We start from the raw sequence: 18821 nt of genomic DNA, 5'->3' as shown, positions 1-18821 counted from the left end.
AGCAGCAACAGCACCAGGGAGAGCAGAAGCCCCTCCACGGCGCCGAAGCCCGCTCCGGCGGCCTTGTCCACCACGGTGAGCATGGCCACCTTGAGCACGTCCTGCAGGAAGCGCACAAGAAACCACAGGGCCACCAGGGTGCCGATGAAGGTGATGAGGTAGCTTAAGGCCTGCACCGTGCCCTGGTTGGTCACGTAGACCTTGAGGTGCGGCACGAAGATGCCGTGCAGGTGCGAGGCCACGAACAGGCCGATGAACACCGAGGAGAGGGACACCGCCTCTTTGATGAGCCCCCGGTGATAGCCCCGGAAGGCCACCAGGCCGATGATCGCGATGATGATGATGTCCAGGGAATTCATTGGCCCTCGCCTTGTCTGGGCTGTCTGGGCCGGGCGAAGCCGCCCGCAGCCCTGTCTGGCCGTCACGATTAGCAGACACGGGCGTGAAAGGGAAGGCCTCCTCCGTGGAACCGCGCCGGTTGTGTTGGCCTGTAAATTCAGATAGGAGACGCGTCTATTACATGGCGCGCACCTGCCGGAGACTCCCGGCCGAGTGCAGAGGGGCGTTGGGATGATGCGGTTGATCGAGACCGGGCTGCCGGGGCTTGCGCTCCTGGAGCCCCAAGTGTTCCGCGACGAACGCGGTTTTTTTCTGGAGACCTACAGCGAAGCCGCCTTCGCAGCCCTGGGCATCGGCGCGCGCTTCGTGCAGGACAACCACGCCTACTCCAAGGACCAGGGCGTGCTGCGCGGACTGCATTTCCAGCTGCCGCCCTATTCCCAGGCCAAGCTTGTGTGGGTGGTGCGCGGCAGCGTGCTCGACGTGGCCGTGGACCTTCGCCGCGATTCGCCCACCTTTGGCCGGCATTACTGTGTGGAGCTTTCGGCCGAGAACAAGCTGCGCCTGTTTCTGCCGCGCGGTTTCGCCCACGGCTACATGACCCTGCAGCCGGACACCGAGTTTGTGTATAAGGTTGACGCGCCCTATGCGCCCAAGGCCGACGCGGGCATCCTGTGGAACGATCCGGACCTGGGCATCGCCTGGCCCGGCGGGGAGCCCGTGCTCTCGCCCAAGGACAGGCTGCTGCCCCGCCTCAAGGACTTCGATTCGCCCTTTGTCTGCGACCCGCCCCTTGGCGGCGCGCGCGGCTAACCCAAGCGGGAGCCCCCCATGCCCAAGAAACGCAGCACACCAAAGCCCGGTCCGGCACGCCACGCCATCATCCTGGCGGGCGGCTCCGGCACGCGTTTGTGGCCGCTTTCGCGCAACCTTTTTCCCAAGCAGCTTTTGGCCCTGAACGGCGAGCTGACCCTGCTGCAGCAGACCGTGCGCCGGGTGCTGACGGCCTTTGAGCCCCAGAACGTATGGGTGGTGACCAACGAGGAACACGTGTTCGAGGTGCGCAGCCAGTTGCGCAGCCTGGACCCGGCCCTGGACGCCCGCGTGCTGGCCGAGCCCCTGGCGCGCAACACCCTGCCCGCCATTCTGCTGGCCATGGACCGCATCGCCCCGCAGGGCGCGGACCTTGCGGGCGAGGGCGGCGAGCCCCTGGTGGCCGTGTTCCCGTCCGACCATTTGCTGGAGGACCTGGACGGCTTCCGCGGTTCCCTTGATCAGGCCATGGGCCTGGCAGAGCGCGGGCTGTTCGTCACCTTCGGCGTTGTGCCGCGCAAGCCGGAAACCGGCTATGGCTACATAGCGCGCGGCAAGAAGCTGGAAGAGGGCGGCTACGAGGTGGAAAGCTTCATCGAGAAGCCCAAGCTGGAAAAGGCCGTGGAGTTTTTGAAAAGCGGCCGCCACTACTGGAACAGCGGCGTGTTCGTGTTCCGCAGCCGGGAGTTCCTCTCCGCCGTGGCGCGCTTCACGCCCAAGCTCTGGAGCTGGTGGTCCGGCCGGGCCGAGGCCCCGCTCACCTCGGGCTACGGCGCCCTGCCCAACCTCTCCGTCGATTACGGCATCGCCGAGAAGATCGAGGACATCGCCGTTGTGGAGGCCCGCTTCGACTGGGACGACCTGGGCAACTGGGAGGCCATCTACCGGCTGGGCAAGAAGGACGCGGCGGGCAACGTCATCCAGGGCGACGTGCTGGCCATGGACTGCAGGGACTGCCTGCTCATTTCCAAAGGCGGCAAGCTGGCCGTGGTCGGCCTTACGGGCATGATCATGATCCAGACCCGCGACGCCACCCTCACCTGTCCGCTCACAGACGTGCAGCGGGTGAAGGAAGTGGTGGCGCTTTTGAAGTCTCAGGGCAGCCAGCTGGTGGAAAGCCACCTGACGGTGAAGCGTCCCTGGGGCAGCTATTCCGTGTTGGAGGAAGGCCCGCACTACAAGATCAAGCGCATCGAGGTTTCGTCCGGCGCGCGCTTGAGTTTGCAGATGCACCACCACAGGAGTGAGCACTGGGTCGTCGTCTCCGGCACGGCCCTGGTGGAGATAGGCGGAGAGGAACGCCTGCTGGTCGAGAATCAGGCCGTGGACATAGGCAAGGCCACCACACACAGGCTGGCCAATCCCGGCAAGGTGCCGCTTGAGATCATAGAGATCCAGAGCGGACCCTATTTGGAAGAGGACGATATCGTACGCTTTGACGACGTTTATGGGCGGGTGAAACACGAGAACTCGTGAATTTTTTCCTAAGCCCTTGACACGCCAGACGGGCGTCCTTTATGAAAACGCAGTTTTCCGTGGCAAAATTTGACCAGAAACTACAGGAGCGATGGGGCGAGGTTATGGAGGAAAAGAAACAGTGCAAGGGGTGTGGGGGGGCGTTGCCCTTCGTGATCGGCTTCGTGGCCGCAGTGATCGCAGGCTGGGTTCTCTTCCCTGACTTGATCTACAGCAAGAAGACGCAGCCCATCCGCTTCAGCCACAAGGTTCACCAGGAACAGGGCATGGAGTGTTCGAGCTGTCACACGTTCCGTGACGACGGCTCGTACGCGGGGCTGCCCACCAATGAAAAGTGCATGGAGTGCCATGCCGATGTGGTCGGCAGCGACCCGGATGAAGCCAAGTACGTCGAGCAGTACGCCAAGACCGGCAAGGAAGTGCCCTGGCTCGTCTACCAGTATCAGCCCGACAACGTGATTTTCAGCCACAAGGCGCACGAGTCCTTCGAGTGCAAGTCCTGCCACCTCGAAGTGGGCAAGACCGACACTCCGCCGGTCTACTACGAAAACAGGCTGTCCGGGTACAGCAAGCAGACCATGAAGATGTGGCAGTGCGAGCGCTGCCATGCCGAAAACGGTGTCAGCAACGCCTGTCACGTCTGCCACAAGTAAAAGAGGGGTGCGTAAGATGGGTTTGGATCGCAGAGGATTCGTCAAATTCGTGGTGGGAGGCGTTGCAGGCACCCTGTTCACGCCTGTCATCTGGCAGGGACTGGACGATGCGTCCATTTGGTCCCAGAACTGGCCTTGGATTCCCCGTGTGCCGAAAGGCGAGGTGAAATCCAAGTCCGCCCTGAGCAAACTGTGCCCCTCCGGCTGCGCCGTGAAGGTGAAGACCGCGGGCGGGCTGCCCTATGCCACGGTCGGCAACGTCGCCAACCCCATGAGCAAGGGCGGCGTGTGCCCCATTTGCGCGGGCGGCGTCCAGCTCATGTACAGCCCCGCTCGCGTCAAGTCGCCCATGAAGAAGGTGGGCGAGGGCAAGTTCGAGGCCATCAAGTGGGAAGACGCCGAGGCCATGCTGGTTGAGAAGCTGACCGCCCTCAAGGGCCAGGACGGCAAGATCGCCGCCATCAGCGGCGACGAGACCGGCAGCGCCAACGAAGTGCTCTCGGCCATGCTCTCCGGCCTGGGCAACGCGGGCGGCTTCCACGTCATGCCCGGCGAGATGTTCACCGCCACCAAGGGTGTCAAGCTCATGGGCGGCAACGGTCAGCCCGGCTTCGACATCGAGGGCGCGGACCTGGTGATCATGATCGGCGCGGACGCCCTGGACTCCTGGGGCACCACCGTGGCCAACCAGAAGGCCTTCGCCGCCGCCCGGCCCACCGGCGCCGCCGCCACCGCCCAGTTCGTGTACGCAGGCCCGGTGCTGAACAACACCGCCAGCGTGTGCGACAAGTGGCTGGCTGTGCCGCCCACCGCCACGGCTGACTTCGCCCTGGCTCTCGCCAATCAGCTCATCGCCGCCGGCGCGGTTTCCTCCGCCGCCGACTTCGCCGAGTACAAGGCGCTGGCCGCCAAGCACACTCCGGAAGCCTTCGAGGCCGCCACGGGACTCAAGGCCGACGCCCTGAAGGAACTTGTCGCCATGATCAAGGCCGCCAAGGCTCCGCTGGTCGTGGCCGGCGCTTCCTTCGGCCAGGGCGCGGGCGCGCTCGACTTCGTCGCCGCCGCCTCGCTCAACGTGCTTCTGGGCCGCGTGGGCCAGAAGGGCGGCATGACCGTCCTGGCCGCCGCTCCCAAGGCCATCGCCTCCGCCACCGACCGCGAGAACGCCAAGGACGCCGCGAGCTTCCTGGCCTCCGTGGCCACCGGGAAGGCCGCTCCGGGCGCGCTCCTGATCTACGAGGCCAACCCGGCCTTCGCCCTGCCCCAGGCCGCTGAAATGGCCAAGGCTCTGGGCAACATCGCCTTCAAGGTGAGCTTCAGCACCTACATGGACGAGACCGCGGCCCTGGCCGACCTCATCCTGCCCGCGCCGCACCCGTTCGAGCGTTATGACGACGCCATGAACCCCTACGGCGTTGCCAAGGCCACCTACCTGGCCGGCAAGCCGGTTCTGGCCAAGCCCGTGCTCGACGTGAAGGACCCCGTGGACGTGCTGCTGGCCGCCGCCGGCAAGCTCGGCTTGTCGCTGGGCTTCGAGACCTACGCTGATGTGGTCAAGGCCAAGGCCAAGGCCCTCGGCGCCGACTTCGACGCCCTGGCCGCTGGCGGCATCTGGAACGGCGAAGCCAAGGGCGGCGCGCTCAGCCTGGGCGCTGGCGCTCTGGCCAAGGCCGCTCCGGCCAAGGCCGACGACAAGGCCGTGGCGCTCGCCCCGGTCACCCGTCTGGCCTTCGGCACCGGCTCCCTGGCCACTCCGCCCGCCAACCTGCTGGCCGTGCGCGAGACCGAGCTTCTGGGCAAGGATATCTTTGTCCAGATGAACGCCGCCACCGCCAAGAAGCTTGGCGTGGCCGACGGCAACAAGGTGAAGCTCTCCGCCGGAGGCGCCGACCTGAAGGCCCGTGTCCATGTGAACGAAGGCGTGGCCGCCAACACGGCCGCCGTGCCGCTTGGCTTTGGCCGCAGCGCTTGGGACGAGTTCACCAAGGGCAAAGGCGATAACGTCTACAAGATCCTCACGGTGAGCGACGAAGCAGGCACGGGCCTGAAGGTGTGGGCTGGTTCCACCGTCACCGTCGCCAAAATCTAGGGGGAACCACCATGTCGCACGGAGCTGTTAAAGAATTCAACATCAAGTGGGGAATGGTCATCGACCTGGACAAGTGCACGGGCTGCGGCGCGTGCATGACTGCCTGCCAGGTTGAGAACAACATTGCCCCCATGGTCGATGCGTCGAACAAATTGCGCACCTTGAGCTGGATGCTCGTGTATGAGCTGTCCAACAAGAAGGCCGCGCCTGATGCCGAGATCGCCTACCTGCCGCGTCCCTGCATGCAGTGCGGCAACCCTGCCTGCGTGCCCGTGTGCCCCGTTGTGGCCACGGACAAGAACGAGGAAGGCGGCATCGTCAGCCAGATCTACCCGCGCTGCATCGGCTGCCGGTACTGCATGGCCGCTTGCCCGTACCATGCCCGTTACTTCAACTGGGAAGACCCCGTTTTCCCGAAGGGCATGGAGAAGGCGCTGTCTCCCAACACCTCCGCGCGTCCTCGCGGCGTGGTTGAGAAGTGCAACTTCTGCCACACCCGGCTCATGAAGGCCAAGGACAAGGCTCGTCAGGAAGGCGGCAATCCCGAGGGACTGGCCGACGGCGCGTACATGCCCGCTTGCGCGGAAGTGTGCCCCACCGGCGCCATCTCCTTCGGCGACATCAAGAACCCGGAGCACAAGGTGCACGAGCTGGCCAAGGGCGAGAACGCCTTCCGCCTGCTGGAGAAGCTGGGCCTGGCCCCGCAGGTGTACTACGTGAGCAAGCGCGAGTGGGTGCGCAAACTGGGCGATAACTACGCCGCCACCGGCAAGGCCGGGGCTGAAAAGAAGCATTCCTAGGGGGCGCAAATGGATAGAGCACTCTTTCCCGACGGTGTGGAGCGCTGCTCCTTCGGCAAATTCGCGCTGTGGATGGGTATCATCACGGCCTTCTTCCTCTTCGGCCTGTTCGCCATGCTGCTCATCTTCTACAAGGGCATCGTGGTGACCGGACTGGACAACTACTTCGGGTTCGGCCTGTGGATCACCTTCGACTTGGCGGTCATCGCCTTGGGCGCGGGTGCGTTCTTCACCGGGTTCCTCAAGTACATCCTGAAAATCGACCAGCTTAAGAACATCATCAACCTGACGGTCATCGTCGGGTTCATCTGCTACTCGGGCGCCATGCTCGTGCTCACCATGGACATCGGCCAGCCGATCCGCGCGTGGTTCGGCTACTGGCACCCCAATGTCCACTCCATGCTGACGGAAGTCATCTTCTGCATCACCTGCTACTGCCTGGTGCTCGTCATTGAGTACGTTCCCCTGGTTCTGGAGCAGAAGCAGTTGAACAAGATTCCCTTCCTGCACCACCTCGCACACAACATGCACGTGAACATGGCGCTCTTCGCCGGTATCGGCGCGTTCCTGTCCACGTTCCACCAGGGCTCCCTGGGCGGCATGTACGGCGTGCTGCAGGGTCGTCCCTACGCCTTCCGTGAAGGCTTCTTCATCTGGCCCTGGACGTTCTTCCTGTTCGTCCTGTCCGCTGTCGGCTGCGGCCCCATCTTCACCGTTCTGTGCTGCACCTTCATGGAGAAGATCTCCGGCCGCAAGCTGGTGGACTTCAAGACCAAGGCCCTCATGGGCAAGATCGCCGGCACCATGCTCACCGTCTACATCTTCTTCAAGATCCTGGACACCTGGGCCTGGGCCAACAACTACCTGCCGAGCACCGGCATGACCTTCGACCAGATGTTCTACGGCGTCATCTACGGCAAGTGGCTGATGTTCACCGAGATCATCCTCTGCGGTCTGGTTCCTGCCATCATGCTCATCACCCCGAGCATCCGCAACAACCCGACCCTGCTGTACACTGCGGGCATCCTGGACTGCATCGGCATCACCTTGAACCGCTACCTGTTCACGGTCCAGTCCATCGCCATCCCGCTCATGCCTTTCGACTCCTGGCAGACCTACGCCCCCAACTGGGCGGAGTGGGCCACCAGCGGCATGATCGTGGCTTACGGCTTCCTGGTCATGGGCCTTTCCTACCGCTACCTGCCCGTGTTCCCCCAGGAGCGCGCCCTGAACAAGTAGTCGCAAGACAGACGATTCGCACTCAAGAGCCCGGCCGCAAGGTCGGGCTCTTTTTTTGTGCCGCGAGGAGCCGGAAAATAGTATTCAGTCCTGAGGACTGGTCTCCGTAAACATGGGCGCCAGGACAAAATGAAGACTGTAACCGGCTACAATCGCACAGCGTATGTAAATTGAAACTGGCTACCTCCGACACAGCCCTCATCCCGAATATATTTAATCTACTGTTAGTTCCCGCACAGACTGGAATTGTCTGTCCTGTCTATTGCTCATGGCATGGAGGGACAAAGAATGTCCAAGAATCTCTCTTCCAAGAAACGTCGCGATGAGTTGCTGCTAGAAGACGCGGCTATTTTCGAGCCGCAATTTCCTCCCCGGACCGCAAGCGCACCTTCGGCGAACCGCAGCTGCGTCACCTGCGGGAAAATCATCCCCACCACGGGGCTCTGCGATTTGTGCCAGATCATTTTCAAGCTTGGCATGACCTATGTCGCAGAGCACGTTGGGAGCAAGGGGCTTGAGGCTTCGGACCAGAGTGGTTCGGGACTGGGCGCCGCGGCAGGGGAGTGCTCTTCCTGAGGGAATCCCTTGGGCTCGCTGTCGTGGTGGCGGCGGGAAATGTTCACTTTGCGCTAAGGGCACGTCGGGCTGCGGCTGGCGTCAGCTGCTGCGCAGTTCTGCCCTGAACGGCAGTTCCTTTCATGCGTTGCCGCTCTTGCGACGTGTGGCCGGTCCGATTGTTGCCGAATGTCGTGCTCCGCCGTGTCGGGTTCAAGGCGCGGCGCACCTTCGCTTTTTCTACTCCTCCTTGTCCTTGGGCCGCACCAGGTCCCGCAGGCCTTGACGCAGGTCCACCTTGGACTCGTACTCGCCGGTGCGGACGAGCTTCCACACGCGGGACAGCCAGTCGCGCGTCTGCTCGATGCGGGCGCAGCTGCGTTCGTGTCTGGTCTGGATGCGCTCGGACAGGCGCACGTACCAGCCGTGGCGTGAAAGCCGCGCGTGCAGCCGGTTCAGGCCGCGCTCCAGCAGCGCTCCGGCCCAGGCCCAGCGCGGGTGGTTCCTGATGTGCGCCACCAGGCCCTTGAAGCCCTTGGCTCCCATGAACTTATTGAACTCGTCCATGTAGGTGTAGAAGACCGGCGTGAGGTACAGGGTGACCACCTGGGAGAGCACCAGACCGCCCACGACCACGAGCCCGAGCGGCCTGCGGGCCTGGGCCCCGGCGCCCATGCCGATGGCGATGGGCAGCGCGCCCATGATGGCGGCCATGGTGGTCATCATGATGGGCCGGAAGCGCACTAGGGACCCCTCGTAGGCCGCGTCGGCCGGGGTCATGCCTTTTTTCTCGGCCTCGATGGCGAAGTCCACCACCATGATGGCGTTTTTCTTCACGATGCCGATGAGCATGATGATGCCCACGAAGCCGTAGAGGTTCAACTCGGACCGGAACACGATGAGCGAGAGCAACCCGCCCATGGCGGCTGAGGGCAGGCCGGAGAGGATGGTGATGGGGTGGATGAAGCTTTCATAGAGGCAGCCCAGGATGATGTAGATGACCACGATGGCGACCAGCAGCAGGAAGCCCGCCGTGCCCATGGAGCCCTTGAAAGAGCTGGCCGTGCCCTCGAAGACCGCGTTCACGGTGTCTGGCAGGGTCTTGTGCGCGGTGTCCTGCACTTTGGCCATGGCGTCGCCGAGGGATACTCCCTGGTCCAGGTCGAAGGAGATGCTCACCGCGGGCAGCTGGCCGGAGTGGTTCACGGTGATGGGGCCGGTGCCCTCGCGCGCGTCCACCAGGGCGTCCAGGCGCACCAGCTTGCCCGACTTGGCCCGCACGTAGAGCAGGGACAGGGCGCGCGGGTCCTGGCGGTACTCGGGCAGAAGCTCCAGGATGACCTTGTATGAGTCGTTCTCCGCGTAGATGGTGGAGATCTGCCGCCCGGCGTAGGCCGAGTACATGGCGGTTTCGATGGACTCCGCGCTGACGCCCAGGGTGGTGGCCAGGTCGCGGTTGATGTGCAGGTCTACCTGGGGCGCATTGTTTTGCAGGTCGCTGGTCACGTTGACGAGGCCCTTGACCTTGGCCAGGGCCAGCACGAGGTCGTTTGAGGCCTTGTAGAGCACGTCGGTGTCTGGCGAGAGCAGGGTGAACTGGTACAGGCCCTTGCTGGGCTTGCCGCTCATGCGGATCATGGGCGGATTCTGCACGAAGGCCAGCAGGTTCGGCTGGGATTGCAGCTTGGGCTGCAGCCGGGCCAGCACTTCATCGGCCGTGGATTTGCGGTGCTCCTTCAGGAAAATGACGGTGTAGCCCTGGTTGGTGGTGCCCACGCCCGCGATCTGCAGCGTGTCGCGCACGTCGGGGTCGGCCAGGATGAGCGGGGTGAGCGCGTTCTGGGCCTTGGCCTGGTCCTCGAAGGACACGCCCTGCGGGCCCTCCACGATGCCGAAGAGGTAGCCCATGTCGTCGGAGGGCAGGAAGCCCTTAGGCACCAGCACGAAGAGCACGATGGTGAGCACGAAGAGCCCGCCCGAGGCGTACATGGTTTTTTTGCGGTGCAGCAGGGCCAGCTTGAGGGTGCGCCGGTAGAAGGCCAGCACCTTGTCGAACAGGGGGTCGGTGTGTTCCAGGTGGCTGCCCGGCTTAAGCCAGCGCGAGCAGAGCATGGGCGTGAGCGTGAGGGAGACCACTCCGGATACGAGGATGGCCGCCGTGATGACGACCGCGAACTCGTTGAGGATTTTACCGATGATGCCCGGCATGAACAGGATGGGCACAAAGACCACGGCCAGGGAAATGGTCATGGACAGGATGGTGGGGCCGATCTCCTTGGCACCGTCCAGGGCCGCGTCCATGGGGCTCTTGCCCATCTCCATGTGCCGCACCACGTTTTCCAGCATGACGATGGCGTCGTCCACCACGAAGCCCACGGCGAGGGTGAGGGCCATGAGGGAGAAGTTGTCCAGGGTGAAGCGCATGAAGTACATCACCGCGAAGGTGGACACGATGGAGAAGGGGATGGCGATGGCCGAGATGACCGTGCCCGGAATGTTGCGCAGGAACAGGAACACCACGAGCACCACCAACGCCACGGAGAGCTCCAGGGTGAACTTCACGTCGTTCACCGACTCCATGATGGGCTTGCTCATGTCGTACATTTCCGTCAGCGCGATGGCTGCGGGAAGCTGCCTGCGGATGAGCGGCAGCTGGGCCTTGATGCGGTTCACCACGTCGATGGTGTTGCTGCCGGGCTGGCGCTTGATGGCCAGGAAGATGGTCTTGTCGTTGTTCAGCCACGAGCCGCTCTTGACGGTCTGGGCGCTGTCCTCCACGCGGCCCAGGTCCTCCAGGCGCACGGGCATGTTGTTGTCGTAGGCCACGATGAGCGGGTTGTACTTGTCCGCGCGCTTGAGCTGGCCGTCGGCGTCCAGGTTGGTCTGCAAATGCCGGCCGTCCAGGCTGCCCATGGGCAGGTTGACGTTCTCGGCCGCGACGGCCGAGGCCACCTGGTCCAGGCCCAGGCCCATGGCCCCCAGTTTGCGCGGGTCCACCTGGATGCGCACGGCGTATTTCTGCTCGCCGTAGATCTGCACCTTGGCCACGCCGGGAATCATGGAGATGGTCTGGGTGACGAAGGTGGTGGCGTAGTCGTTCACCGTATACAGCGGCAGCGACTTGGAACTGATGGCCATCCAGAGGATGGGCGAGTCGGCCGGGTTGACCTTCTCGAAGGTGGGCTCGTCGGTCATGGTGTTGGGCAGGCTGCCGCGCGCCTTGGTGATGGCCGACTGCACGTCCATGGCCGCCTTGTCGATGTCCTTGCCCAGCTCGAACATCAAGGTGACGGTGGTGAGGCCCTGGCTGGAGGTGGAGCTCATGGCCTCCAACCCGGCGATGGCCGAGAACTGGCGCTCCATGGGCGAGGCCACGGAAGAGGCCATGGTCTTGGGGCTTGCGCCGGGCAGGGTGGCCGTCACCTGGATGACCGGGAAGTCCACGGCGGGCAGGTAGCTCACCGGCAGGTTCACGTAGCTGGCGATGCCGAAGAACAACAGGCCCAGCATGACCAGGGTGGTCATGACCGGCCGGGTGATGAAGAGCTTGGTGTTCATGGACGCCGCGCCCCTACTCGGGCTTGGTGGCGTTGGCCGCGGTGGCGTTGGCCGCAGCTTCGGCTGCCGGGGCGGCGGGCGTTGGCGCGGCGGGGGGAGCCGGAACCGGCATGGGCGTTGCGGCCACCTTTGCGCCGGGCACAAGGCGCAGGTGGCCTTCCACCACCACGGTCTCGCCAGCGGCCAGGCCCTTGTCCAGCACCAGGGAGTCGTACAGACGGAAGGCCACGCCCACCGGGCGCAGCTCGGCCTTGCCGTCCTTGACCACGAACACGTAGGTGCCCTGCGGGCCGGTCTGCACCGCGCGGTCGGGCACGATCACGGAGTTCTTGACCGTCCTGAGCACCAGGCCCACGGTGACGAACTGGCCGGGCCACAGGCGGCCCTGCGAGTTTTCGAAGCGCGCCTTCATGCGCACGGTGCCGGTGCCGCTTTCTACCTGGTTGTCCACAAAGGTCAGCACGCCCACTTCCGGGTGGCTCTCCATGCCGGGCGCGGCGGCCTGCACCGTCAGCGGCCCCTGCGCCAGGTACTTGCGGATCTCGTTCAGGTAGCGCTCCGGCAGGGCGAAGCTGACCTCCAGCGGGGTGGTGGTGTTCACCACGGCCAGGGTGTCGTCCTTGTCCTTGACGAAACTGCCCTCGTCGAACAGCGCCGCGCCGATGCGGCCGTCGATGGGCGAGGTGATGGTGTTGTACGACAGGTTCTGCCGGGCGAGGGAGGCCCCGGCGCCGCTGGCCTTCATGGCGTTGCGCGCGCGGATGGCGGCGGTGGACTTCTCCTCGTACGACTCGCGGCTGATGACGCCCTGGTCGGCCAGAGTTTTGTAGCGCTGGCGGTCGCGCTCCAGCTGCTCGTAGTCGGCCTTGTCGCGCAGGTGGGTGGCCCCGGCCTGCTGCTCGGAAAACGCGTTCACCGCCGGGTCTATGGTGAACAGGAGCTGCCCGGCCTTGACCATGCTGCCCTCGGTGAAGTGCACCTTCTTTATGTGCGCAGCATACTTGCTCTTGATGCTTACGGACACCGAGGCCTTGATGGTGCCCACGGTGGTGAGCACGTAAGGGGCGTCCTTCAACTGGGCCTCGGCCGTCATCACCGGGGCGGCGCGCTCCTCGCCCTTGCCGCGCCAGCACCCGGGAAAAATGGTGGCGCACAGGGCACAAATGACGAACAGCTTCGAAAGGCAGCGCATGGGGGACTCCTGCAAGTGGATTAAAACGATCGTTTAACGCCGTGTTTGAAGCTTGGCAAGCCGCAAAATATCGTGTTCCCGCTGCACGGCGACAGAAGGTCCGTGAAACACCAAGTTTTGAGGTGCCTGCGCGCCAGGACCGGGCGTGAGCGCAAACGCCTTGACCGCGCATGCCGGGTGCGTCAGAAAGGCAGGCATAATCCTCGCGGAGCTGGGCGCTTACGGCCCAAGTTTCCGGCGGGAGAAACGCCTGGCAGTCGCCAGGCCTGGGAGTGTTGATGTCCTTACCTTTGCTGTTGACCCCACGGCAAGCCGCCGCCTTCCTCGATCACACCCTGCTGGCACCGGACGCCACAGCCGAGGCCGTGGAGGTCCTGTGCGCCGAGGCCGTGGCGCACGGCTTCAAGGCCGTGTGCGTGAACCCCTGGCACCTGCCGCGCGTGGCGGCCTGCCTGGCCGGAGAGCTGCCCCTGCCCATCACCGTGGCGGGCTTTCCGCTGGGGGCCTCGCAGACCGCCGCCAAGGCGCGCGAGGCCGGGCTGGCCGTGGAGCAGGGCGCGGCCGAGGTGGACATGGTGTTGAACATCGGCGCCTTGAAGGGCGGCGACGCGGACGCCGTGCGCCGGGACGTGGCCGAGGTGGTGCGCGCCTGCGCGGGCCGTCCGGTGAAGGTCATTCTGGAAACCTGCCTGCTGGCGGATGCGGAAAAGGAGCTGGCCTGCCGCCTGTGCGTGGAGGCCGGGGCTGCCTTCGTCAAGACGAGCACGGGCTTTTCACGCTCCGGCGCGAGCGAGGCCGACGTGGCCCTCATGCGCCGCGTGGTTGGCCCGCACACCGGGGTCAAGGCCAGCGGGGGCATACGCAGCGCGGCGGACATGCTGCGCATGCTTGCGGCCGGGGCCGACCGCATCGGCGCTTCGGCGGGGGTGGCCATCGTGAAGGAATTTTCCCAGGCCGGAGGCGGCATATGAGCGTGAACATCCAAGACTTCAAGCGCGGCGAGGACATCGAGGCCGAATCCATGCGCCTCATCGAGGCCGAGGCCCCGGAGCCCCGCCCCTACCGGGGCAGGGAGTGGCTGGTGGTGCGGCGCATGATCCACACCACTGCGGACTTCGACATGCTGAACCTGGTGCGCTTCCACCCCCAGGCGGTGGAGGCGGGCGTGGCCGCCCTTTCGCGCGGGTGCATTCTGTGCACGGACACGGAAATGGCCCGCGCGGGCATCCCGGACCGGCGCATGGACGCCCTGAACTGCTCTGTGCGCTGCCTGATGCGCGACCCCGAGGTGCTGGCCCTCTCGCAGAGCCAGGGCATAACCCGCGCCCGCGCGGCCGTGGACTTCGCCGTGGAGCGCCTGGAGCCGGAGATCTACGTCATCGGCAACGCGCCCACCGCGCTTTTGCGCCTGCTGGAGCACGTGGTGGCCGGACGGGCCAAGCCCGCGCTCATCGTGGGCATGCCCGTGGGCTTCGTCAACGCAGCGGAATCCAAGGCCCTGCTGCTGGCCCAAAGCCGCGTGCCCTTCATCGCCATCGAGGGCCGCAAGGGCGGCTCCGCCCTGGCCGCAAGCGCCGTCAACGCCCTGGCGGACATCGCCCTGGCACAGCGGGCTTAGGTGCCCGTAACGTTATGGAGGCATGAATGAATCCGAGCATGAACCTGAGGTTGACCTGTGTGGCCCTTGGCGTGGACGATTTGCCCCGCGCCAGCGCGTTTTATGAGCAGGGGCTGGGGCTGCGGCCCTCCGCCGCCAGCAACGAGCATGTCCGCTTCTATGATTGCGGCACCATGGTGCTGGAGCTGTACCCCCGGCTTCCCCTTGCGGACGACGCCTGTGTACCGCCCGAACGGTTGGCCCCGGCGGGGAGCTTCGACAACGTGACCATGGCCTGCAACTGCGCGAACCGCGCGGACGTGGACGCGCTGCTGGCGCGCGCCGTGGCCGCCGGTGCCCGTCTGGCCAAGCCCGCGCAGGAGGTCTTCTGGGGCGGGTATTCCGGGTATTTCGAGGATCTGGACGGGCACTTCTGGGAAGTGGTGCATGCTCCGGGATTCGGGCTGAACGCGCAGGGCGGGCTGGTGTTGCCCGCGCCGGAGTGAACCGCCTGCGCAGGGTTTCCCTGTTCACCGCGATCTTTCTCGCGTTGGCCCTGGCCGCCTGCGCGCCAAAACCGACTCCCCTTGGCGGGGAGGACCTGACCCGCGCCTCGCGCCAGCTGCTTTTGGTGGTGGCCGAGGACTGGCAGTACACCGAGGCCAGCCTGCAGCGCTTTGAACGCTCCGGCCCCGAGGACGACTGGAAGCGCGTGGGCGCGCCAGTGCAGGTGAACCTGGGCCGGGGCGGCCTGGGCTGGGGGCGTGGGCTGCACGGCCTGGCCCTTGGCGCAGGCCCGGTGAAGCGCGAGGGCGACGGCCGCGCACCGGCCGGGCTCTTCGCCCTAGGGGCGGGCTTCGCCCAGGAGCCAGCTGAGACGGGAGCAAAGGGCCTGCCCGTGCTGCGGGCCGATCGCGACCTTGTATGCGTGGATGACGCGGCCTCGCCCCTGTACAACAGCTTCGTGCGCGCGCCGGGCGGCAAGGGCGAGTGGAAAAGCGCCGAGGACATGCTGCGGCCCGACGGTCAGTACCGCCTGGGGGTTTTCGTCAAGCACAACGCGGACCCCATGACCCCGGGCGCAGGCTCGTGCATCTTCCTGCACATTTGGCTGGGGCGCGGGGTGGCATCCTCCGGCTGCACCAACATGGACGCCCCGGACATGCTGACCCTGCTGCGCTGGCTGGACGCGGGCAAGCAGCCGGTGCTGGCCCAGCTGCCCCGCCAGGACTACGAGCGCCTGCGCGCGGCCTGGCATTTGCCGCAGTAGCCTGGCGCAAGAGCGCCTGCGCGCTTCCCCTGCCCCGCAACGAAAGACGGGCGGCCCCGATGTCGGAGCCGCCCGTTTTGGCGTGATGCGTTCGGGTGTTCCGGTCAGACTAGTTGGTGTGGCCGTCGTGGCTGGTGGCGTTGGCAGCCGGGGCAGCCGGAGCGCCGCCCATCATGCCGCCACCCATCATACCGCCCATCTGGCCGCCCATCATTCCGCCCTGGCCGCTCATCATGCCGCAGCCCTTGCCGCCCATCATGCCGCTACCCATCATGCCCATGCCGCCCATCATGCCGTGGCCCATGAGGGGAACGCGCAGGCCGGTCTCCTTGAACATGCGGGCGCGCAGCTTTCCGTTCTCCTGCAGCATCTTGGCGTTCAGGTCGGCGATGTCGCGGATGACGCCCTTGGCCTTGGAGGACTCGCCGTCACCGGCCGCGTTCAGGGCCTCAAGCTCGGCGTACTTGGCGTACAGGCTCTGGTGCATGGGGTACAGGGCCTTGCGGCTGTCGTCCATGAGCTTCAGGGCCACGGCCTGCTTCTCGGGGGGCAGCTGGGACAGCATGCCCATCATCGGTCCGGCCATACCCGCGCCGCCGTGGACGCCGTGGGGGCCGGGAACGCCCATGACCGGAGCCGGGGCCGGGGCGTCCTTCTTGGCGGGCTCGGCCGCCAGGGCCAGGGAGGAGGAAAGGGCGACGGCGGCGCAGGTGGCCGCGAGAATCTTGGGGAAACGCTTCATGGTGTGCTCACTTTGTTTGAGGGTTGCGCCCGCAGTGCGGACTGGGAGTATCGCCGGGACGCAGGGGGGACCTGCGGGGGGGGATTCCAAATATCTGCTAGATGCGGTCCTGCATGGCGGTTTGGCCCATGCCGTTCATGCCCGTCATGTACCCGGTGCGATTGTGGCCATCGCCGCCGTGACCGCCGCCATGGCCGCCGTTGGGGTTTTCTTCGCTGAACATGGCTCCCATGGACATGGAGCCCATCTGGCCGCCCTGCATCATCGAGCCCTTCATCATTGAACTCTTCATCATGGAACCCTGCATGGGCATGGCGGTTCCGGCAGCGGGACAGTTGGCTGGGGCGGAGTCGTTGGACATGGCCGGGGCCGCGGCTCCTGCTGCCAGGACCAGCGATGCGCTGAGCACCACTGCGGCGCAAGCTGCGGCAAGGATCTTCGGGATACGCTTCATGTGAACCTCCAAAATGTTTGCGCGGCCGGTGCGCCGTACGCATGCCGATAATAAAGCATACGCTGTGCCATCGTGAAAAATTCCAGTATTACGGATGATTGCGATGTCCAGTTGTTTTGCTTCGTGCAACCTGTTGCACAAAGTGGACTGTTTCGGTCTGAATAAACGAAGCGCATGTGCAGTTCTTGGCGCAAGCGTTGCGCCTACTTCACGCGAACATTGAGCATCATGCCCTGGTCCTCGTGCTCCAGATTGTGGCAATGCAGCAGGAAGGTCTGCTCCCCCTTGTAGGCGGGCTGGCTGAAGTCCGTCACCACGGTCACGTTCTCGCCCGGCCACACCAGCACCGTGTCCTTGAGGCCCAGGTCCGTGGCCAGGCGGCCGGAGGCGTCCACGGCGCGCTCCGCAACCTGCCCTGGGCTGCCCCGGCGCGCGGCCACGCGGAAGAAATAGCCGTGCAGGTGCATGGGGTGGGGCATGCCGTTCTTGGCGCCCGCGAATTCCCAAAGCTCCGGCGCGCGGCGCTCCACCACCACGGGCGCGGCGTTCATGTCGTAGGTCAGCCCGGCGATGGTCCAGAGGTTCCTGTGCCGGTCCAGGGCCAACTCGAAGCGCCGGGGCGGGGTTCGCGGCAGGGCCGGAACCGCAGTGGACAGCGAGGACAGGCGCGCCGGAATCGTGCGGTCGTACGCTTCCTCGCGCTCCACGCGGATGCGCAGGATGTCGTAGGCTGTGCCTTCCTCCAGGGACCCCGCGGCCGCATGGGCATCGTGCCCGGCCGGAGCCGGGGCGGTGTGGCCCGCGCCATGAGACATCCCCGCCATGCCTTCCATGTTTTCCATTCCGGCCATGCCGGCCATGTCTTCCCTGTGCATGGAGTCGAAGGCCGCGTTGGACAGGGTCACTTCCTCGCCGGGCTTCAGGCCGCGCAGGTCCAGCAGCAGCTCCACGCGTTCGCCCGGGGCCAGGAACACGGCCTCCAGCGTGCGCGGGGCGTCCAGCAGGCCGCCGTCGTTGCCGATGAGCGCAAAGGACATGGGCCTGCCGTCGCGCAGGAAGCGCAGATTGAAGATGCGCGCAGTGCAGCCGTTCAAGAGCCGCAGGCGGTAGATGCGCGTGGCGGCGCTCAGGCCGGGTTGGCGCTGCCCGTTGGCCAGCACCTCCGAGCCCAGGTACCCCATGGAGAGGTCGTCCTTGCTGGGCGCATAGACCAGAGCGCCCTGGGCGTCGAAGCGCTTGTCGGCCAGCACGATGGGCAGGTCCGTGACGCCCAGCGTTAGGTCCAGCTCGCGCGAAAGCGCCTCTTCCTCGGCATCGCGCACGATGAAGAACGAGGCCAGGCCCAGGTAGGCCTGCTTGGCGGTGAGGCCGTGCGGATGCGGGTGGTACCAGTAGGTGCCCGCGCGGTTGGTGACGGGAAAGGCGTAGTCGTAGGCCTCGCCGGGGCCCACGGCATAGGACGGGTGCCCGGCCTGCCGCCAGTCGCCGTCCACCCCGTGCCAGTGGATGATGGTGGGCTCGGCCAGGCGGTTCACCAGCCGGGCGCGGAACTCCTGCCCCTTTTGCAGCACCAGGATGGGATTCTGGTACGCGCGGCCGTCCTGGGCGGCTCCGTAGGCCAGCATCTGCGCGCCCGTGGCGGGCAGCAAGCCGGGCACGGCGGCGGCGGTGAGGGTAATGGGGCCCTTGGGACGCATCAGGCCGTACAGGCCTTCCGTTCCTGGCAGGGGCAGCGCTTGTCTGGCGTTTTCGGCATGCCCGGCATGCTGGGCCGGGGCCGAAGACGGCCAGAGCGCCAGCAGGGGCTGGGGCAGTAGCGCCAGGGCCGAGGCCTTGGCCGCCAGGGACAGGAATTCTCTGCGCGTGTGGGTGAGGGAGCGGCTTGGCTTGGGCATGGGCGTCTCCTTTCCGGCGGGTCCGCCAGTACGAATAACGATACTCCCGGCGGTCCAAAGGTCAATACGTGGGCCCGGCAACATGGGCAAAAAAAATATTCCACGCGGAATTGCCGGGATAGGGAATTTTGCCCTGTCCGGTCTTTTTT

General features: G+C 65.5%; 17 protein-coding genes. 11 read left to right on the top strand and 6 right to left on the bottom strand.

Annotated elements, in window-relative coordinates; genetic code table 11:
* Window positions 1-359, bottom strand: a 359-nt coding sequence (locus VN419_RS01930; RefSeq protein ID WP_325643868.1) for a CvpA family protein, incomplete at its 3' end; no start/stop codon positions are given.
* A 214-nt stretch (window positions 360-573) separates the two neighbouring features.
* Between VN419_RS01930 and rfbC the strand changes: the two genes are divergently transcribed.
* The 7 genes from rfbC (at window position 574) to VN419_RS01895 (ending at window position 7985) form a co-directional block, all read left to right on the top strand.
* The gene (gene rfbC / locus VN419_RS01925; RefSeq protein WP_325643870.1) at window positions 574-1152 is read left to right on the top strand and encodes a dTDP-4-dehydrorhamnose 3,5-epimerase; all 579 of its coding nucleotides are present in this window, start codon (window positions 574-576) and stop codon (window positions 1150-1152) included.
* 18 nt (window positions 1153-1170) lie between these two features.
* A complete protein-coding gene (locus tag VN419_RS01920) occupies window positions 1171-2628 on the top strand; it encodes a mannose-1-phosphate guanylyltransferase/mannose-6-phosphate isomerase (protein WP_325643866.1) in 1458 nt (485 codons plus the stop codon).
* Window positions 2629-2732: 104 nt separating this feature from the next.
* On the top strand, window positions 2733-3281 hold the full coding sequence (gene qrcA, locus VN419_RS01915; protein WP_325643864.1) for a menaquinone reductase multiheme cytochrome c subunit QrcA: 549 nt from the start codon (window positions 2733-2735) through the stop codon (window positions 3279-3281).
* A 16-nt stretch (window positions 3282-3297) separates the two neighbouring features.
* On the top strand, window positions 3298-5370 hold the full coding sequence (gene qrcB / locus VN419_RS01910; RefSeq protein ID WP_325643862.1) for a menaquinone reductase molybdopterin-binding-like subunit QrcB: 2073 nt from the start codon (window positions 3298-3300) through the stop codon (window positions 5368-5370).
* An 11-nt stretch (window positions 5371-5381) separates the two neighbouring features.
* Window positions 5382-6170: a menaquinone reductase iron-sulfur cluster-binding subunit QrcC gene (gene qrcC / locus VN419_RS01905; RefSeq protein ID WP_325643860.1), complete on the top strand. Its 789-nt coding sequence runs from the start codon at window positions 5382-5384 to the stop codon at window positions 6168-6170.
* Window positions 6171-6179: 9 nt separating this feature from the next.
* On the top strand, window positions 6180-7409 hold the full coding sequence (gene qrcD, locus VN419_RS01900; RefSeq protein ID WP_325643858.1) for a menaquinone reductase integral membrane subunit QrcD: 1230 nt from the start codon (window positions 6180-6182) through the stop codon (window positions 7407-7409).
* 288 nt (window positions 7410-7697) lie between these two features.
* Complete coding sequence (locus VN419_RS01895) at window positions 7698-7985, top strand: hypothetical protein (protein WP_325643857.1); 288 nt, start codon at window positions 7698-7700, stop codon at window positions 7983-7985.
* A gap of 219 nt (window positions 7986-8204) precedes the next feature.
* Here VN419_RS01895 and VN419_RS01890 read toward each other — a convergent pair whose 3' ends face one another.
* Both VN419_RS01890 and VN419_RS01885 read right to left on the bottom strand, forming a co-directional pair.
* Window positions 8205-11522: an efflux RND transporter permease subunit gene (locus VN419_RS01890; RefSeq protein WP_325643855.1), complete on the bottom strand. Its 3318-nt coding sequence runs from the start codon at window positions 11520-11522 to the stop codon at window positions 8205-8207.
* 13 nt (window positions 11523-11535) lie between these two features.
* Entirely contained in the window at window positions 11536-12714 is a 1179-nt protein-coding gene (locus VN419_RS01885) for an efflux RND transporter periplasmic adaptor subunit (RefSeq protein ID WP_325643852.1), read from the bottom strand.
* 278 nt (window positions 12715-12992) lie between these two features.
* Here VN419_RS01885 and deoC point away from each other — a divergent pair, with 278 nt between their 5' ends.
* The 4 genes from deoC to VN419_RS01865 are packed head-to-tail and all read left to right on the top strand — an operon-like array spanning window position 12993 to window position 15581.
* Window positions 12993-13685 (top strand): deoxyribose-phosphate aldolase, encoded by a 693-nt coding sequence (deoC, locus tag VN419_RS01880; protein WP_325643850.1) that lies wholly within the window; start codon window positions 12993-12995, stop codon window positions 13683-13685.
* Window positions 13682-14332 carry a precorrin-8X methylmutase gene (locus VN419_RS01875; RefSeq protein WP_325643848.1) on the top strand — a complete coding sequence of 217 codons (651 nt, stop codon included), beginning with the start codon at window positions 13682-13684 and terminating at the stop codon, window positions 14330-14332. The genes deoC and VN419_RS01875 overlap by 4 nt, the downstream gene beginning before the upstream one ends.
* Before the next feature lie 26 nt (window positions 14333-14358).
* On the top strand, window positions 14359-14817 hold the full coding sequence (locus tag VN419_RS01870; protein WP_325643847.1) for a VOC family protein: 459 nt from the start codon (window positions 14359-14361) through the stop codon (window positions 14815-14817).
* Window positions 14814-15581, top strand: coding sequence for a L,D-transpeptidase family protein (locus VN419_RS01865; RefSeq protein WP_325643846.1), 768 nt, complete (start codon window positions 14814-14816; stop codon window positions 15579-15581). The genes VN419_RS01870 and VN419_RS01865 overlap by 4 nt, the downstream gene beginning before the upstream one ends.
* Window positions 15582-15690: 109 nt before the next feature.
* Here the strand turns inward: VN419_RS01865 and VN419_RS01860 are convergent, their stop codons facing one another.
* From VN419_RS01860 to VN419_RS01850, 3 genes are all read right to left on the bottom strand, one after another.
* Entirely contained in the window at window positions 15691-16323 is a 633-nt protein-coding gene (locus VN419_RS01860; protein WP_325643844.1) for a periplasmic heavy metal sensor, read from the bottom strand.
* A 97-nt stretch (window positions 16324-16420) separates the two neighbouring features.
* Window positions 16421-16777, bottom strand: coding sequence for a hypothetical protein (locus tag VN419_RS01855; RefSeq protein ID WP_325643842.1), 357 nt, complete (start codon window positions 16775-16777; stop codon window positions 16421-16423).
* A 203-nt stretch (window positions 16778-16980) separates the two neighbouring features.
* Window positions 16981-18672 carry a multicopper oxidase family protein gene (locus VN419_RS01850; RefSeq protein ID WP_325643840.1) on the bottom strand — a complete coding sequence of 564 codons (1692 nt, stop codon included), beginning with the start codon at window positions 18670-18672 and terminating at the stop codon, window positions 16981-16983.
* Window positions 18673-18821 lie beyond the last annotated feature (149 nt).

Origin of the sequence: Humidesulfovibrio sp. (assembly GCF_035560995.1) — a bacterium.
In the GTDB taxonomy this organism is placed as follows: domain Bacteria; phylum Desulfobacterota; class Desulfovibrionia; order Desulfovibrionales; family Desulfovibrionaceae; genus Humidesulfovibrio.
This window is presented reverse-complemented; position numbering and strand designations above follow the sequence as displayed.

What these genes read in the sequence shown, in the direction of transcription:
- qrcD (WP_325643858.1), top strand. Translation starts at nt 6,180, where the DNA reads ATGGATAGAGCACTCTTTCCCGACGGTGTGGAGCGCTGCTCCTTCGGC.
- VN419_RS01860 (WP_325643844.1), bottom strand. Translation starts at nt 16,323, where the DNA reads ATGAAGCGTTTCCCCAAGATTCTCGCGGCCACCTGCGCCGCCGTCGCC.
- VN419_RS01850 (WP_325643840.1), bottom strand. Translation starts at nt 18,672, where the DNA reads ATGCCCAAGCCAAGCCGCTCCCTCACCCACACGCGCAGAGAATTCCTG.
- VN419_RS01885 (WP_325643852.1), bottom strand. Translation starts at nt 12,714, where the DNA reads ATGCGCTGCCTTTCGAAGCTGTTCGTCATTTGTGCCCTGTGCGCCACC.
- VN419_RS01895 (WP_325643857.1), top strand. Translation starts at nt 7,698, where the DNA reads ATGTCCAAGAATCTCTCTTCCAAGAAACGTCGCGATGAGTTGCTGCTA.
- rfbC (WP_325643870.1), top strand. Translation starts at nt 574, where the DNA reads ATGCGGTTGATCGAGACCGGGCTGCCGGGGCTTGCGCTCCTGGAGCCC.
- deoC (WP_325643850.1), top strand. Translation starts at nt 12,993, where the DNA reads ATGTCCTTACCTTTGCTGTTGACCCCACGGCAAGCCGCCGCCTTCCTC.
- VN419_RS01870 (WP_325643847.1), top strand. Translation starts at nt 14,359, where the DNA reads ATGAATCCGAGCATGAACCTGAGGTTGACCTGTGTGGCCCTTGGCGTG.
- VN419_RS01920 (WP_325643866.1), top strand. Translation starts at nt 1,171, where the DNA reads ATGCCCAAGAAACGCAGCACACCAAAGCCCGGTCCGGCACGCCACGCC.
- VN419_RS01890 (WP_325643855.1), bottom strand. Translation starts at nt 11,522, where the DNA reads ATGAACACCAAGCTCTTCATCACCCGGCCGGTCATGACCACCCTGGTC.
- VN419_RS01855 (WP_325643842.1), bottom strand. Translation starts at nt 16,777, where the DNA reads ATGAAGCGTATCCCGAAGATCCTTGCCGCAGCTTGCGCCGCAGTGGTG.
- qrcC (WP_325643860.1), top strand. Translation starts at nt 5,382, where the DNA reads ATGTCGCACGGAGCTGTTAAAGAATTCAACATCAAGTGGGGAATGGTC.
- qrcB (WP_325643862.1), top strand. Translation starts at nt 3,298, where the DNA reads ATGGGTTTGGATCGCAGAGGATTCGTCAAATTCGTGGTGGGAGGCGTT.
- qrcA (WP_325643864.1), top strand. Translation starts at nt 2,733, where the DNA reads ATGGAGGAAAAGAAACAGTGCAAGGGGTGTGGGGGGGCGTTGCCCTTC.
- VN419_RS01875 (WP_325643848.1), top strand. Translation starts at nt 13,682, where the DNA reads ATGAGCGTGAACATCCAAGACTTCAAGCGCGGCGAGGACATCGAGGCC.